We start from the raw sequence: 13,332 nt of genomic DNA on the forward strand, positions 1-13,332 counted from the left end.
ATGAAAACAATACAAAGCAAAACGCCGATCTCCGGACGCATTGTCCAGGGGATCGGCGGTTTCTATACCATTGAAAAATCAGACGGCAGCCGGATCACCGCGAAGCCGGCGGGTATCTTGCGTCACAATCGGCAGACGCCGATGGTCGGCGATTGGGTCACCGTCGAAAAGAACGGTGCCCAGGATGGCGAATACGCGCTGACCGCCATTGCCGAGCGCAAGAATGTTTTCGTGCGTCCACCGGTGGCCAATGTGGATTTGGCGGTGATTGTCTTTGCGCTCAGCAATCCCCGCCCCAACACCCTGCTTCTGGATAAGCTGCTCATCGCCTGCGAAGTGCGGAGCGTTGCCCCGATCATCTGCTTTACCAAGGAGGACCTGGCTAAAGAAACAGACTGGGTCGTCGTGGAGACCTATCGCAAAACGTCTTATCCCGTGGTAGTCCATTCGCCGGAGGCGCCGGCTGATGCGCAACTGACCCGACACATGGCGGGAAAGACCGTTTTTCTGGCCGGCCCTTCCGGGGTGGGCAAATCGACGCTGACCAATCGGCTGTGCGGCGGTGCGGTGATGGCCACCGGCGGGCTGAGCGCAAAGCTGGGCCGCGGCAAACATACCACCCGTCACGTGGCGCTGCTGCCGCTGCCGGGCGGCGGATGGATTCTCGATACGCCCGGGTTCTCCGCGTTGAAGCTGACCAAGGCGGCCGCGCCCGAGAGGCTGCGGGATTATTTCCCGGAATTTGTTCGGGGAGCCTGCAAGTTTAACGATTGTCTGCATCTGAAGGAGCCGGGCTGCGCGGTGAGAGCGCAACTGGCGGCCGGCGAGATCGCCCCATCCCGCTACGAACATTATGTGACGCTCCTCGAAGAATTGAAAGGGAGGAACCGCTATTGAAGGCGGCAAAAAATATAGTCATTTTTACCGGCGGCAGCTATGGCGCGCCGGATTTTTATCGCGCAGTGTTAAAAGAACAGCCGGCCGATCAAATTATTGCGGCGGACAAAGGCGCAGAAATGGCACACCGGCTGGGGCTTGTGCCGGATGTGCTCGTCGGAGATTTTGATTCGGCGGATCCGGCGGTGATCCAAGCCCTTGTGGATCAAGGCGTGCCGGTGGAGCGCCACCCGGTGCGAAAAAATCAGACGGACACGGAGCTTGCGGTGTCGGTGGCGCTTTCGGGCGGTGCGGCGTCGGTGATTCTTTTCGGGGCGATGGGCAGCCGGATCGATCATGTGATCGGCTCCATCGATACCCTCATCAGCATCGAAGCGGCGGAGGCCATCGGCTGGCTGGTGGATCCCCACAACCGGCTGCGCTTGCTGACCGGACCGGGGCGATGGCCGCTCGCGCTGGCGCCGGGCACCACGGTGAGCCTGATTCCCTGGTGCGGTTCGGCAGGACCGGTGAACCTTGCGGGCTTTGATTATCCGCTGAAGGAAGCGATGCTCACGCCGGAGACGGCCGGCCGCACGCTCAGCAATGTGGCGGCCGAAGGAGAGCAGTGCATTACCATCAGGAAAGGCCGGGTGCTTCTCGACATCGTGAGCGAGTGACGGCGCTGAGACCATCAAAACAAAAAATAAAAAAGCACGCATTCGCGTGCTTCTTTTTTTGTGTAATACGGCTGTGGTGCCTTATGCGCGTTCAATTTTGCCGAAACGCAGGCATCGGGTGCAGACATATTCGCGTCTCGGTGTTCCATCGACCAAGATTTTGATTTTCTGCAGGTTGGGCTTCCACATTCTTTTATTATGTTTGTTTGAGTGCGAGACGGTGTTGCCGGAGACAACGCTCTTCTTGCACACAAAGCATTCTTTAGCCATGCTCTAAACCTCCCTTGTTTTCGAATCGTCTGTGTCAACAGGAGCCATTATAACACAGTGCTTTGAAAGGATGCAATAAGTTTTTTGACTTTATTTTGACTTTGGGAGGGATAAGCGGTAAAATAGCTCATATAATACGTTCATATTGAGGGACTTGTCACAAATCAGTATGAGAGGAGAAGAAAGCGCGCCAAAAGCCGACGGACGCCGCAGGAAATCGCAAGATCATGCGCCGCGGGGAGGCCCATGGCACCGGCTGCGCGTTTGCATGCAACAAGGAGTCGATAATGAGAATAGAAAATGATCTGGGCTATATCGAATTATCCCGAAAGGCGATTGCCGATATTGCGGCCGATACCGCCATGCAGTGCTACGGCCTGGTGGGGATGGCGCATCAGCGCGGCCGGGACGGTCTGATTGAAATTCTGACGCGGGAACGCCTGAGCAAGGGCGTCGGCGTGAGCTTTGACGGCGACGGCAAGCTGCTGATCGATCTTTACGTGATCGTCGAACAGACCATCAAGGTATCGGTGGTGGCCGACAATATTATTTCAGCCGTCAAATACAACGTCGAACGCCAGACGGGACTGAAAGTCAAACGGGTCACCGTCAACGTGGTCAGTGTCCGGGCATAATGTGGAGGAATGAATGGAAATCAAGCAGATTGACGGCGCCGTGCTACGCAGCATGTTTGAGACCGGCGCCAAGAATCTTGAACTCAATAAAAAAACAGTCGATGAATTGAATGTCTTCCCGGTGCCGGACGGCGATACGGGAACCAATATGGCCATGACGTTTTCCAACTCCATCCGGGAGCTCGACAAACTGGAAAAAAATGATCTGCACGCGGTGGCCAAGACCGTTTCCAGCGGAGCGCTCATCGGCGCCCGAGGCAATTCCGGCGTGATTTTGTCTCAGATTCTGCGCGGGGTCGCGGCGGCGACCAAGGGCAAGCAGACGCTCGACGTGGCCGGGGCGGCGGCGGCGATCTGCGCGGCCCGGGACACGGCTTATAAAGCGGTGATGAAACCGACGGAAGGCACCATCTTAACGGTGATTCGCGAAATGGGCGAATTTGCCGAAGCCCATCAGAGCGAATACGAAGATGTGCTGGCTTTCCTTTCCGATGTGCTCGAGCAGGGCAAGGACACCTTGCTGCGTACGCCGGACATGCTGCCGGTGCTCAAGGAAGCCGGCGTGGTGGACTCCGGCGGTCAGGGCCTCATTTTCATCTGTGAGGGAGCGGTGAAGGGACTTGCTGGCGAAGATCTCGGCCGGGAAGTCAAGCTCACCTTGGCGGACCGAGAACGCTTTGTGGATGATTCCCATATGAAGCCGGAGGATCTGACCTTCGGCTATTGCACCGAGTTTATCGTCAAGCACGCCCACGGCGCGGATGCAGACGATTTGCGCGACTACTTGTCAACCATCGGAGACTGTGTGCTCGTCATTCAGGATGAGGATGTCATCAAAGTCCACGTGCACACCGATCATCCGGGCAAGGCCTTTGAAAAGGGGCTGTCGTTAGGGAGTCTCACCCGGATGAAGGTGGACAATATGCGCGAAATGCTTGGCGTGCCCGACGAAGAAGAAACGGAAACGGATCCGCCGGCCGAACACCTGCCCTATGGCTTCGTGGCGGTTTCTCCCGGCGAGGGGCTGACCCGCATTTTCAAAGATTTGGGAGTTACCCGGGTAATCGCGGGGGGGCAGACCATGAATCCCAGCACCGAGGATTTTATGTCGGAGATCGATCGGATTGACGCGGATCACATCTTTTTGTTTCCGAACAACGGCAATATCATCATGGCGGCGAGTCAGGCGGAGGCCATTTCAGACAAAGCGGTGCATGTGATCCCGACTAAGACCATTCCCCAGTGCGTCACGGCGATGCTCAACTTCGACCCGGACGGCGGCTGGGAAGCCAATGTTGAATCGATGACGGCCGTGCTCGACGGGGTGAAGACCGGCGAAGTGACTTACGCGGTGCGCGATACCAGCATCGGCGGGATGGCCATTGCCAAAGGCGACATCATGGGGATCAGCGATGGCGATATCCAGACCACCGGTCGGGATGTGAACGCGGTGACCGCGGAGCTGCTCGCAGGGATGATCGAGCCTGACAGTGAGCTCATCTCCATTTATTACGGGGCAGATCAGCCGGAATCGGCGGCGGAAGCCTTGGTAGCGCAGCTGGAAGAGGCTTATCCGGACTGTGACATCGAGGTGTCCGAAGGGGCGCAGCCGCTCTATTATTACATCGTTTCGGTCGAATAAAATCTGAAAAAGCCAGTGCCTGGGGGGCACAAGGGATTTGAAAGCCAATGAAACTTGACGACAGGATTCGGGACGTGCCCGGCGTGGGCCCCAAGCGGGAGCGCGCGTTGAACGACGGCGGGATTTTCACGGTTGAAGATCTGCTGGCTCATTTCCCGAAGCAATATATCGATCGGTCGCGGCGGGGAACCTTCGCCGCGCCATCGGAAACAGCGGTGACGATCGAGGCATGCGTCAGCCGCAAAGGGACAGTCCGGCGAATTCGCAGGAATCTGTCCCTTTTTGGTTTGTCGGTGACGACGGACGACGGCGTGACGGGGCAGATCACCTTTTTTAATCAACCCTGGCTCGCGGAGCATTTTCACGAGGAAGCGCGTTATTATTTTTTTGGACGCATCACCGAGAAGAAGGGCAAGTGCGGGATGGCCAATCCCCAATTTGTCCCGACGGACAAGCCGGGGAATTTTTTTGAGCTGACACCGGTTTACGCGCCGGTGGGCGGCGTTTCCGGGGAGACCCTCCGCAAGCTGATTGCCAAAGTGCTCGCAGAAGACATCGCCATGTCGGATCCGCTGCCGGAAACCTTGCGGAAAGACCGGTGTTTGCCGAACAGTGCGGCATGTCTTAAGCTGCTGCACTGCCCGCAGACGATGGCTGAGGTCGCAGCGGGCCGGACGCGGTTAAAGTTTGAAGAAGCGCTCAAGCTCAACCTCGGGCTGCTGCGAAGCCGCGGCGAGACGCGGCGGTCTTCGGTGGTGCTGGCGCATCCCGCGAGCCTGTCGCGCTTTGAGCGGGGATTGCCCTTTTTGCTGACCGAGGGGCAGCGCCGGGTGCTCGCGGAGATTGCCGCTGATCTTCAGAGCGGGCGGATCATGAACCGGCTGGTGCAGGGGGATGTGGGCAGCGGCAAGACCGTCGTCGCTGTAGCTTGCGCTTATTTGATGGCGCTGGGCGGCTATCAATGCGCCTATATGGCGCCGACGGAAATTCTCGCGGAGCAGCATGCCCGCAATTTCGAAGCATATCTGGCCCCCTACGGCATCAGTGTGACGCTGGTTACCGGGAGCATGAAGGCGTCGGAGCGGGAAAACGCCCTGACCCACATTGCGAACGGCGACGCTCAAGTAATCATCGGCACCCACGCGCTCTTCCAAAAAGACATGGCCTATTACAATCTGGGCATGGTCATCACTGACGAGCAGCACCGTTTCGGCGTGCGGCAGCGGGGACTGCTTGCGCTCAAGGGCGAGCGCCCCCATACCCTGGTGATGAGCGCGACGCCCATCCCGCGGACATTGGCGCTGGTGCTTTACGGCGATCTCGATATCTCGGTGATCGATACCATGCCGGCGGGACGCAAGAAGGTCAAAACCTATTTTTATACCGAGAAAGCCTTACGTAAAATTTTGGGGATGATGGCGGTGGAGATGGCTGCCGGACATCAGGGATTTATCGTTTGTCCCTTTGTGGAAAATGCCGAGGAAATGGCCGAGGTGCGCGACACTCAGACGGTTTGCCGGGAAGTGGACCGCTATTATAAAGGGCTTTACCGGGTGGCCTGCCTGCACGGCAAAATGAAGCCGGATGAAAAAGCGGCGGTGGTTGTCGATTTTTCCGCCGGTAAAATCGATTGCCTGGTGGCGACGAGCATCATCGAGGTGGGCATCGACGTGCCCAATGTCACGATGATGGTGGTGATGAGCGCCGACCGCTTCGGTCTGTCCCAGCTGCATCAGCTGCGGGGGCGCGTCGGCCGGGGCGACGCCCAGGCGTATTGCTTTCTCGTGTCCAACGCGGTGAACGAGAAGACCATCGCGCGCATGAAGGTGATTGTGAACCATCACAACGGGCAGGAAATTGCCGAGGCGGATTTTAAACTGCGGGGGCCGGGGGATGCCTTCGGCACCAGGCAGCACGGCCTGCCGGCGCTGTCGGCGCTGGATCCGGCGGCGGACGCGGCGCTTTTGGCCGAAACCAGGGCGATTGCCGAGCAGCTTCTGGCCTCGCCCAAGGCGGAGGACATGGCGAGCTGCGACGCGCTGACCCGCGCCTTCGACCACGGTGTTGAGCAGATATCGATGAATTGACAAAAAGAGCAAGCAAGAATGGAGGACGATCATGCGGGTGATTGGCGGCGAGCGGCGCGGCCTGAAGTTAAACGCGCCGAGGGGGAAAGCGGTGCGTCCGACGGCGGACAAGGTCAAAGGGGCGATTTTCAACACGATTCAATGGGAGCTGGCGGCGGCTGAGGTTTTTGTCGATTGCTTCGGCGGCAGCGGGGCCATGGCCATCGAAGCGCTCAGCCGCGGGGTTAAGACGGCCTGGATTTTCGATACGGCGCCGGCGAGCATCGATCTGATTCACAGCAATCTGCGCAGGGCGCGTTATGAAAACCGGGCGCACTGTTTAAAGACAGACGCCCGGTCGGGCATCGATATCCTGGCGGCAAAAGGGGTTGCGGCCGATCTGATTTTTATGGATCCGCCCTACGTGATGGCCGCCGCTTCTGCGCGTTTATGCGGGCAGATTGTCGCCAAAAAAATCCTCAAATCCACGGGAATTATAATGATAGAACATGAAAAATCTGTTATAATGCCAGTAGTTTGTAGCACTTTAAAACACTGCAAGCAGAAAAGCTACGGCATCACCGTGGTGGACTATTACAGATGGGAGACGTCGGATGACAATCGCGGTTTATCCCGGGAGCTTTGATCCGGTGACATTGGGCCATCTGGATGTGATCGCTCGAACAGCTCGCATTTTTGATGAAGTGCGGGTCTGCGTGATGAAAAACGTGAGCAAGCACTATTGCTTTGACGAATCGGAACGGCTCGCCCTTCTGGCCGAAAGCACGCAGGCGCTGGCCAATGTAACCGTCGACCATTACGAGGGCCTTTTGACAGATTATGCCCGTTCGGTGCAGGCCGATGTGGTGGTCAAGGGGCTGCGGACCATCGTCGATTTCGAATACGAAATGCAGATGGATTATTTCAACAAGCGCCTGGCGCCGGAGATCGAGACCTTTTATCTGGTGGCGGACACGCGTTACAGCGTGCTCAGCTCGACGGCGATCCGGGAGCTGATGGCCTTCGGCGGTGATCTGACCGGCCTGGTGCCGGCTCCGGTGATTCGCGCCGTCAAAGACAGACAGGGAGGCAACACAAAATGAAAGTCACAGATCTTTTAAAAGAACTGGAAGAATTGATAGAACGGGGGAACGCGGTTCCCTTTTCGTCCAAGGCGATGATCAGCCCGGACGAAGCGCTGGAAATCATCGGCGAAATCAAAGAAGAACTGCCCCGGGAATTGTCGGAGTCGCGCGAGATTGTGGCGGAAAAGAAGCAAATTCTTTTCGAGGCTCAGGCCAGCGCTGACCGGATCAAAAACAGCGCGGAAAAACAGATGAAAGCAATGGTTGATACCGACGAGGTGACCAAGGCCGCCCAGACCCAGGCCGAAATCATCGTGGAAAACGCCCAGACCCAGGCGAAGGAAATTCGGGTGGGCACGCAGCGTTACGCAGACAAGATCCTTCACGAGCTGCAGACCCAGCTCAAAGCGCTCAATGACCAAATCGAAGACAACCGCAGGGAAATTAAGGAATTAAAATAGCAGCGAAGCCGCGGGCGGCGGTTTTGTTTAAAAACGGGAGGCAGCATGTTTAAGCTCGGAACCATTCAGACATTGGAGGTGGATCACCTGTCAAAGATCGGTCCTTTCCTGGCCGATCCTCAGGATCCCTCGGACAAGCGGCCGACCGTTCTGCTGCCGAAGAAGGAAATGCCCCGGAATCTTCAAAGGGGCGATGCCCTGGACGTTTTTATCTATAAAGATTCTGACGACAGGCCCATTGCCACCCTTCGCACGCCGAAGATTCTGCTTGGTGAGATGCGCCCGCTCAAGGTGGCGGCGCTGACCAAAATCGGTGCTTTCCTCGACTGGGGGCTGGAGAAGGATCTGCTGCTGCCCTATCATGAGCAGACCGTTAAAGTTCAAATCGGGCGGGAATATCTGGTGGCCTTGTATCTGGATAAAAGCGAACGCTTCTGTGCGACGATGAAGGTCTATAACCGTCTCGAAGCCAATTCGCCCTACCAGGAAGGGGACTGGGTCAGCGGATACGTTTATCAGATCAACCCGGGCATCGGCGCTTTTCTGGCGGTGGACTACCGTTATCACGGCATGATCCCGCGAAAGGAGCTCACGCCCGATATTAAAAACGGCCGGGTTGTGAAGGCCCGAGTCAGCGAGGTGCGCAAGCGCGACAGCCGCCTGGTGCTCAGTCTCAACAAAAAAAGCTATAAAGAAATCAACCCCGACGGCACCCTGATTTTGCGGCGGCTGAAGGAAGCCGACGGCTTTCTGCCCTATCACGACAAGACACCGCCGGCGGTGATCAAACAGAATTTCGGCATCAGCAAGGCGGCGTTCAAACGGGCCATCGGCCATTTGCAAAAGCGGGGCAAAATTAAAATCGGCCCGTCGGGTATTGCCCTGTGCAAAACGGCTGCGCCGCAAAAGGCAGCCGGGGGCAGGCGGCGCCTGCGATAGCCGATAACAAGGAGGAGGACAGTGTGTTAACCGCAAAACTATTATTTAAATGCTTGGAAAGAGAGGGCGTGGAGATCATCTTCGGGTATCCCGGCGGGGCACTGCTGCCGATTTACGACGCGCTCCGCGATTCGAGCATCGAGCACATTTTGGTTCGGAACGAACAATCGGCCCCCCATTATGCCAGCGGCTACGCCAGAGAAACCGGCAAGGTGGGGGTGTGCCTGGCGACATCCGGCCCCGGGGCGACGAACCTGATTACCGGAATCGCCTCGGCGTATTTGGATTCGATTCCCGTTGTGGCCATCACCGGCCAGGTTAACCGGGAACTCATCGGGACGGACGCTTTTCAGGAAGCGGATATTTTTGGCGCGACGCTGCCCTTTGTCAAACATTCCTATTTGGTCAAGGATCCCGAATCGCTGCCAAAAATCATCAAAGAAGCCTTTTTTATCGCATCGACCGGCCGGCCGGGGCCGGTGCTTATCGATATCCCCCGGGACGTGCAGCTCGAAATCGTGAAGCGCCCGAAATACAGCGATGAGGTGGCAATTCGCGGATACAAGCCGACCTACGAAGGTCACACTGGGCAGATCCGCCGCGCGATCCGCAAGATCAAAGCCAGCGACCGCCCGCTGATTTATGCCGGGGGCGGCGTGGTGTCGAGCCATGGGGAAGCGGCGTTGTTAAAACTGGCGGAAACCATTGGGGCGCCGGTGGTCACGAGCTTCATGGGGATTGGCGCCTTCCCGCAGAATCACCCGCTTTATGCCGGCATCTGGGGCAGCCATGGCTATGCGCACACCAACCGGATTGTGGAAGCGGCGGATCTCGCGCTTTGCATCGGCGCGCGGATGAGCAACCGCGGCACATCTACGGATGTGCTCAACAAAAAAGAATTGATCCACATCGACATCGACCCGGCGGAAATTGGAAAAAACGTTAACGACACCAATATTCCCATTGTCGGCGATGCGAAGATTGTCGTCGCCGAATTGCTGGAGAAGGGGATTGAAACGGACACCCGGAAATGGCTTGAGGAGGTGCGGCGGATCAAAGCGGACAACCCGGTGTGCCTCGACGATTATCCGGGCATGGCCGGCGTCAACCCAAAAAAAATTTTTGCTTGGCTTTCCGGGCAGGTGCCGGAAGACACGACCCTGGTGGCGGACGTCGGGCTCAACCAGGTCTGGGCGGCGCTGCATTTCCAGGTGAGAAACGATCGGTGCTATATGACGTCCGGTGGTCTGGGTACGATGGGGTATGCCATTCCCGCGGCGTCGGGGGTGGCCTTTGCCACGCGAAAGGCGCCCAAAACGGTGATCGGTGTCTGTGGCGACGGCAGTTTCCAGATGGCGGTGGGAGAGCTCGGCGTGATTGCGGAGTATCGCCTGCCGGTCAAATTGATTCTGCTCAACAATCACAAGCTGGGCATGGTGCGCCAGCAGCAGCACGACAATTACGGCAAAAATCACTATTCGGGAACCGACATCGATTTTAATGTTAATTTCATGCAGCTGGCACAGGCCTATGACATTCAGGGTTATCATGCCGAGACCCAGGAAGAGGCGGAAACGGCAATTTTGAATGCACTCAAACAGCCGGGGCCGGCCTTGGTGGAATGTGTGGTCAGCGAAGATTACTTGAAGTTTTAAGGTGGCGCAGATGATGGAACAAAAACATTGCTTATCATTACTGGTCGAGAATAAGTTTGGGGTATTGGCACGCATCTCCGGGCTGTTTGCCCGCCGCGGCTACAATATCGACAGCCTGACCGTCGGCATCACCGAGGACGAACAGCTCTCCCGGATCACGATGACGGTGACTGCCGATGAACAGACGCTGGAACAAATTAAGAAGCAGCTTAATAAACTCATCAACGTCATCAAGATCATCGAGCTGAAAGAAGACGCCGCGATCACGCGGGAGCTGGTTTTTATCAAAGTCAAAGCCAACGATCAGACGCGCTCCACCATTGTGGGCATCTCGAATCTTTTTCGCGCCCAGGTGGTGGATGTGGCCAAAGACAGCCTGATTTTGCAGATTGCCGGCGTGCCGAGCAAGGTGGCGGCCTTTATCGGCATGGTGGAACCCTATGGTATTATTGAATTTGTGCGCAGCGGTGTCACAGGTTTGCAGCGCGGCAAGCAAGTCATCAATATAAAGCATTCGAAGTGACTTCGAAAACGCATCACAAGGAGGAGGAAGTATGTACAAGATTGTGGAGGCGAAACGCCTTGCCGCGAACATTTTCCGCATGGACGTGGAAGCGCCCCGTGTGGCCAAGCACTGTCTGCCAGGACAGTTTTTGATCGTTCGCGTTGACGAAAAGGGGGAACGCCTGCCGATGACGATTTGCGATTACGATCGCGAAGCGGGGACCGTGACCATCGTCACGCAGGAAGTGGGGCACGGGACCAAAGCCATGGGGATATTAAAGACCGGCGACGCTTTCCTGGATGTCGTCGGGCCGCTGGGTAAGCCCTCGGAATTGGTTGAAAAGGATCTGGACGAACTCAAGCAGATGAAGCTGCTTTTCGTGGGGGGCGGCCTGGGAACGGCGCCGGTTTATCCGCAGGTAAAGTGGATGCACGACCACGGCATCGATGTGGATGTCATCATCGGGGCGAAAACCAAAGACCTGGTGATTTTAGAAGATGAAATGCGCGCGGTTGCCGGCAACCTTTATGTCACTACAGACGATGGCAGCTGCGGCCGCAGCGGGATGGTGACCAAAGTAATTGAGGATCTCGCGGCCGAAGGCAAAACCTGGGATGTGTGCGTGGCCATCGGTCCGATGATCATGATGAAGTTTTGCTGCCTGACGACTGAAAAGCTGGGCCTGCCGACCATCGTTTCGATGAATCCGATCATGGTGGACGGCACCGGTATGTGTGGTGCCTGCCGCCTCATCGTCGGCGACGAAGTGAAATTCGCCTGTGTCGACGGGCCGGAGTTTGACGGTCATAAGGTCGATTTTGATCTGGCGATGAAACGCCAAACCCAATACAAGAGCGAAGAAGGGCGCGCCATGCTGGCAGCAGCAGAAGGTGATACCCATCACGGTGGATGCGGCGTTTGCGGAGGTGAAGCGTAATGGCGAAAAAGCGAATGGACAGAGTCCCGGTGCGTGAACAGGATCCGAAAGCCCGGGCGACCAATTTTGAAGAAGTGTGCTATGGCTACAACGAAGCAGAAGCGGTGGAAGAAGCCAATCGCTGCCTGAACTGCAAAAAGCCGCGCTGTGTGGCAGGCTGCCCGGTCTCCATCGATATTCCCGGCTTTATTCACGAGGTGACGGAAAAGAATTATCAGAAGGCTTTCGAAATCATTCAGGAATCTTCGCTTTTGCCGGCGGTCTGCGGGCGCGTCTGCCCGCAGGAATCCCAGTGCGAAGGACCCTGTGTGATGGGGATCAAAGGCGATGCCGTGGCGATTGGCAAGCTGGAACGCTTTGTGGCCGACTGGGCGCGCGAAAACAATATCGTGCCCGAAAAACCGGGTTTTGTCTCCGGCAAGAAGGTGGCGATCATCGGTTCCGGCCCGGCCGGCCTGACCTGTGCTGCCGAGCTGGCCAAGAAGGGTCACGACGTCACGATTTTTGAAGCGCTTCACGAAGCCGGCGGCGTGCTGGTGTACGGGATTCCGGAATTCCGTCTGCCGAAGGAAGCGGTAGTCGCGGCGGAAGTCGAAAATGTGAAGCGCCTCGGCGTGAAGATCGAAACCGATGTGGTGATCGGGAAGGCGACGACCATCGATGAATTGATGGATGAAGAAGGATTCGACGCCGTCTTCATCGGATCCGGCGCCGGTCTGCCGCGCTTCATGGGCATCCCGGGGGAAACGGCCAACGGCGTTTTCTCGGCGAATGAATACCTGACCCGCAACAACCTGATGAAGGCCTTTAAGGGCTATGACACGCCGATTCACCGCGGGAAGAAAGTGGCAGTTATCGGCGGCGGCAACGTGGCCATGGACGCCGCGCGATCGGCTCTGCGCCTGGGCGCGGATACCTATATTGTCTACCGGAGAAGCGAAGCGGAGTTGCCGGCCCGTGCCGAAGAAGTGCACCACGCCAAGGAAGAAGGCATTGAATTCCACCTGCTGACCAATCCGAAGGCCATCCTCGTGAATGAGGACGGCTGGGTGAAGGGGCTGCGCGTGATCAAGATGAAATTGGGCGAACCGGATGAATCCGGTCGGCGCCGTCCGATCGAAATTCCCGGCAGCGAATACGATCTGGAAGTTGACACCGTCATCATGGCGCTGGGGACCTCGCCGAACCCGCTGATTTCCTCGACGACGGAGGGGCTTGACACCAACAGATGGCAGTGCATTGTCGCGGATGAAAACGGTCAGACCTCCCGTAAGGGCATCTTTGCCGGGGGAGATGCGGTTTCCGGCGCAGCGACCGTTATTTTGGCCATGGGCGCCGGCAAGGATGCCGCCGCGGCCATTAACGACTATTTGAATACCTTATGAAAATGTGCCGGTCTTTGCCGGTTGAGATCCCCGTCTCTGAAAACAGGTGACGGGGATCTTTTTTAATGGCGCGCATCGGCATGATCGGCGGAACGGCTGTGAAGCTGTCGCGACGGTCAATGATTTCGCAAAGGTGCCGGATGACCATGGGACTGGTCGTTGTCGGTAGGCGCTTGCGGTTGGGATACAAAAAAGC

General features: G+C 57.2%; 15 protein-coding genes. 13 read left to right on the forward strand and 2 right to left on the reverse strand.

From position 1 onward, the window contains the following. Together rsgA and HMPREF0721_RS09425 are read left to right on the forward strand one after the other, a co-directional pair. Entirely contained in the window at positions 1-897 is an 897-nt protein-coding gene (gene rsgA / locus HMPREF0721_RS09420) for a ribosome small subunit-dependent GTPase A (RefSeq protein ID WP_006599502.1), read from the forward strand. Beyond that, positions 894-1,556, forward strand: a complete 663-nt coding sequence (locus tag HMPREF0721_RS09425; RefSeq protein WP_006599503.1) for a thiamine diphosphokinase — start codon at positions 894-896, stop codon at positions 1,554-1,556. The genes rsgA and HMPREF0721_RS09425 overlap by 4 nt, the downstream gene beginning before the upstream one ends. An 81-nt stretch (positions 1,557-1,637) precedes the next feature. Here HMPREF0721_RS09425 and rpmB read toward each other — a convergent pair whose 3' ends face one another. Beyond that, positions 1,638-1,826, reverse strand: coding sequence for a 50S ribosomal protein L28 (rpmB, locus tag HMPREF0721_RS09430; RefSeq protein ID WP_006599504.1), 189 nt, complete (start codon positions 1,824-1,826; stop codon positions 1,638-1,640). A 287-nt stretch (positions 1,827-2,113) separates the two neighbouring features. On the opposite strand from rpmB, the gene HMPREF0721_RS09435 reads away from it, so the two are divergent. Genes HMPREF0721_RS09435 through gltA form a run of 11 tightly spaced genes read left to right on the forward strand, consistent with a single transcriptional unit; the run spans position 2,114 to position 13,136 of the window. After that, on the forward strand, positions 2,114-2,461 hold the full coding sequence (locus HMPREF0721_RS09435; RefSeq protein WP_050787035.1) for an Asp23/Gls24 family envelope stress response protein: 348 nt from the start codon (positions 2,114-2,116) through the stop codon (positions 2,459-2,461). A gap of 13 nt (positions 2,462-2,474) precedes the next feature. Beyond that, complete coding sequence (locus HMPREF0721_RS09440) at positions 2,475-4,103, forward strand: DAK2 domain-containing protein (protein WP_006599506.1); 1,629 nt, start codon at positions 2,475-2,477, stop codon at positions 4,101-4,103. A gap of 47 nt (positions 4,104-4,150) precedes the next feature. Beyond that, a complete protein-coding gene (recG, locus tag HMPREF0721_RS09445; protein ID WP_006599507.1) occupies positions 4,151-6,190 on the forward strand; it encodes an ATP-dependent DNA helicase RecG in 2,040 nt (679 codons plus the stop codon). Between the two features lie 31 nt (positions 6,191-6,221). Then, the gene (gene rsmD, locus HMPREF0721_RS09450; RefSeq protein WP_006599508.1) at positions 6,222-6,815 is read left to right on the forward strand and encodes a 16S rRNA (guanine(966)-N(2))-methyltransferase RsmD; all 594 of its coding nucleotides are present in this window, start codon (positions 6,222-6,224) and stop codon (positions 6,813-6,815) included. Beyond that, positions 6,784-7,272 (forward strand): pantetheine-phosphate adenylyltransferase, encoded by a 489-nt coding sequence (gene coaD / locus HMPREF0721_RS09455; RefSeq protein WP_006599509.1) that lies wholly within the window; start codon positions 6,784-6,786, stop codon positions 7,270-7,272. The genes rsmD and coaD overlap by 32 nt, the downstream gene beginning before the upstream one ends. Next, positions 7,269-7,715 carry a hypothetical protein gene (locus HMPREF0721_RS09460; protein ID WP_006599510.1) on the forward strand — a complete coding sequence of 149 codons (447 nt, stop codon included), beginning with the start codon at positions 7,269-7,271 and terminating at the stop codon, positions 7,713-7,715. Before coaD ends, HMPREF0721_RS09460 begins: the two co-directional genes overlap by 4 nt. Positions 7,716-7,760: 45 nt before the next feature. Beyond that, positions 7,761-8,654, forward strand: a complete 894-nt coding sequence (locus tag HMPREF0721_RS09465) for a CvfB family protein (protein ID WP_006599511.1) — start codon at positions 7,761-7,763, stop codon at positions 8,652-8,654. A gap of 23 nt (positions 8,655-8,677) precedes the next feature. Next, entirely contained in the window at positions 8,678-10,309 is a 1,632-nt protein-coding gene (ilvB, locus tag HMPREF0721_RS09470) for a biosynthetic-type acetolactate synthase large subunit (protein ID WP_040640036.1), read from the forward strand. 10 nt (positions 10,310-10,319) lie between these two features. Further along, complete coding sequence (ilvN, locus tag HMPREF0721_RS09475) at positions 10,320-10,832, forward strand: acetolactate synthase small subunit (protein ID WP_006599513.1); 513 nt, start codon at positions 10,320-10,322, stop codon at positions 10,830-10,832. A 31-nt stretch (positions 10,833-10,863) separates the two neighbouring features. Next, the gene (locus HMPREF0721_RS09480; protein ID WP_006599514.1) at positions 10,864-11,751 is read left to right on the forward strand and encodes a sulfide/dihydroorotate dehydrogenase-like FAD/NAD-binding protein; all 888 of its coding nucleotides are present in this window, start codon (positions 10,864-10,866) and stop codon (positions 11,749-11,751) included. Continuing rightward, positions 11,751-13,136 (forward strand): NADPH-dependent glutamate synthase, encoded by a 1,386-nt coding sequence (gene gltA, locus HMPREF0721_RS09485; RefSeq protein WP_006599515.1) that lies wholly within the window; start codon positions 11,751-11,753, stop codon positions 13,134-13,136. Before HMPREF0721_RS09480 ends, gltA begins: the two co-directional genes overlap by 1 nt. Here the strand turns inward: gltA and HMPREF0721_RS12290 are convergent. Beyond that, on the reverse strand, positions 13,111-13,332 hold a 222-nt coding region (locus tag HMPREF0721_RS12290), incomplete at its 5' end, for a hypothetical protein (protein WP_207635245.1). The two genes, gltA and HMPREF0721_RS12290, sit on opposite strands and share 26 nt — an antisense overlap.

It is taken from the genome of Pseudoramibacter alactolyticus ATCC 23263, assembly GCF_000185505.1.
Classification (GTDB): domain Bacteria; phylum Bacillota; class Clostridia; order Eubacteriales; family Eubacteriaceae; genus Pseudoramibacter; species Pseudoramibacter alactolyticus.